Annotated in this window: 1 protein-coding gene and 2 pseudogenes; all 3 read left to right on the forward strand. The window is 37.9% G+C overall.

Translation table 11 applies throughout. From position 1 onward, the window contains the following. Positions 1–213, forward strand: a pseudogene (locus tag ACFINZ_RS09305) (SMI1/KNR4 family protein); the annotation flags it as partial. Positions 214–265: 52 nt separating this feature from the next. After that, positions 266–802 carry an SMI1/KNR4 family protein gene (locus ACFINZ_RS09310; RefSeq protein ID WP_375639597.1) on the forward strand — a complete coding sequence of 179 codons (537 nt, stop codon included), beginning with the start codon at positions 266–268 and terminating at the stop codon, positions 800–802. After that, a pseudogene (locus tag ACFINZ_RS09315) lies at positions 741–2740 on the forward strand (DUF6990 domain-containing protein); the annotation flags it as partial. The gene ACFINZ_RS09310 and the pseudogene ACFINZ_RS09315, both read left to right, overlap by 62 nt.

Genomic DNA, 2740 nt, shown 5'->3' on the forward strand with positions numbered 1-2740 from the left:
GATGGTGAATGCCCACTTTATGTCATGCTTCCATCTGAAGATTGCGAATATTACGCCAGTAATTTTTATGAATTCCTTTGCAAAAGAATTAAAGAAAGCGTGGGAGTTGAGATACCTGATGGTGATCAACCAATTGAAAAGATTGAGAACACTCCCACTCCGCAACCTATACCTTTTTACAAGAGCTTTTGGAAAAAACTATGGAAGAGGTGAAATTGATAGAGGAAATATGAAGCGTTTATAACGCAAGTTTTGAGGATCATCCATGAAAACCTATACCTTAGCTGATGTTGCACAATTAATTAATAAGTATCCGGATGTTATCGACTTTGGCACTGCAGAGGATGCAGCTAGTGATGTACGGATTAAAGAGGCAGAAAAAACTCTCGGTTTACAATTCACCTCGTCCTACAAAAGTTTTTTAAAAAATTATGGAGGAGGAGAAATTGGAGGTTATGAAATTTTTAGCATTTATAACGCAAGTTTTGATAAGTGTCCTGCTGGTGATATTGTTTTCTATCATTTGACGGATATAAAAAATGGTTTCGCAAAACCAAATCAGCTTGCCGTGAATAGAACTGATTTTGGTGAAACATTTTATTTTGATTATTCTCAGTTTTGGGATGGTGAATGCCCACTCTATGTTGAAATTGCATCTGGAGATTCAGAGCATTACGCAAGTAACTTCTATGAATTTCTCTGTAAAAGAATTATGGAACATGCTGGGGGGGGTAATGACGATGCAAACCAAAGACGCAACAGAGATTTTAAAAAAAGTTGGTTGGGAGCCCCATCGCGATGAAATGGGTGATATGTTTGCTTATTATCACCTCCCCGATCGCATAGTGCGTATTCATTATGGTGTCATAGATTATGGACGGGATAGCGGAAGATTGTGGGTTTCTGTCAGTCTTACTACTGCTGCTTATTGTCTTGGCTGTGAATATGCTAACGGTAAAGAATCTCAATCTCAATATGAGGCTATGCTGATTTCTTCAGAAGAGAATTTTGGAGTTACAGCACTGGAGTTTTTTGAAAGCCATGTCAAGGTAGCTTTAGACAAAGTGTTAGCTTGGGCGCAAGCACAAGATATTAAGAAAAAATTACGTAAAAAAGCTGCTAATCATTCTCTCGTTGCAAAGGCTCTACTCGGCGATACCGAAGCTTTAAGGAATTACAAACCTACACCTCAATTATATACACCAGAGTTTTCTGATTATGAAAAGATGACACAGGTTGAGCGCGTCATCTTTTTTGCTGAAGCTTATAAAAATAATGAATTGGATGACATTTTAGCACGCAAAAAACCGAAACAGCGTTTGATGAGTCTTACAGCAGCAACGCGCATTCTTAAAACCCAAGGGTGGTTTGTTACGGAACCTGGAAAAATGTGGCTGATTTTGCCCGACCGCTTCATTCAATTTGATTTTGGTTTTATCCGTCTTCATGATGATTATAATGTTCATCTTGAAGCAGGGATCTCCAACGAAGATATTTCTGTCGCTTGCCATTATATTCACGATAGTAGAAAATGTAGGCAGATATCAGCTACAAATATTTATCAGTCTTTTAATACGATTGAGGGAGGGGTTTTTAGTGGTGTTGGTAAAGGGATTGATATTCGTTTAGAGACATTAAATGAGCAGGAGCTTATCAAAATTTCTGAGCGGGTGATACAATGGGCGCGTGCTCAGGATTTAGAAGCAGCGATAGAAAGCAAAGCGCTTGTTCAAAAATATAGCTCTTGTCCCGATATTCCATGGCATTTGGCTTGTTTAGCATTAACAGGTCAAATTGATATCCTGAAATCCTATCAAAATGCCGTAAAAGCAGGTACGATTTCTGAATATTTAGATGACGATGATGTGGAAAAATATGTTAATCACGCTGTTCAATTTGCTGAAGGACATCTGAGCGTTTTAAAGGAGCGAGAGGCGGCGGATGCACGTATTGATGTACAATCTTTAGCTCTCCTTAATACAGTTTCTGAAACATTAAAAATGATGAACTGGACAGTCTATCGCGACAAAAATTATAATCGTAATGCCTATTTTATAAGCAAAGACCGTATCATTAATATAATGTACAGCCTTGATACAAAAGGAAAAACACTGATCGTTATATTCAAGGCTTCACTTTCAACACTTGCCTTTTCCACTGCTCATAGGGGTGTTTTTCCCGAGAATCCTCAATATATAGCTCTCAAAGAGGCAGAAGAAGTTTATACAGTTTCTAGTGTTGAAGTTGAAGAAGGCAAACTAAAGCAAATCTGTGTGGATATTCTTAAATGGGCTGATAACCAAAACACCAACCAAATCATCTATGATTATGCGGCGTTGCCAACAAAAAGTGAATTTTTCCTTGCAGAATTTCACCTTATTGCACTTATTTTGACTGGCAATGTCAAAAAACTTAAGTTTTATAAGGAGAGTTTTCAAAGAAAAAACCGTCTAGGCTTTGTAGATACTATCACAAAATATGATATTGACAACGCGCTTAATCTTGCCCAGCGTTATTGAACAGGTTTTCCTAAAAACGTTCCAATTTTGAGTTTGGATCCGCAAACAGCATCTGTTGCTTCTAAAACAACTTCTGTTGAAGTGGATGACACTGATGATCGTCTCACCATGGAAAGTGCGACAACGCTTTTGAAAAGCTTAGGCTGGTCAACCGAGAAAATCAATGAGAATGACCATATGGCAAGCTATCAATTGGCTGATCGTGAAGTAGATATTCTTTA

Source organism: Bartonella sp. AA81SXKL (assembly GCF_042196945.1).
In the GTDB taxonomy this organism is placed as follows: domain Bacteria; phylum Pseudomonadota; class Alphaproteobacteria; order Rhizobiales; family Rhizobiaceae; genus Bartonella.

Bases quoted from the DNA above. Each gene is read 5' to 3' on its own strand.
- ACFINZ_RS09310 (WP_375639597.1), top strand. From the start codon at position 266: ATGAAAACCTATACCTTAGCTGATGTTGCACAATTAATTAATAAGTAT.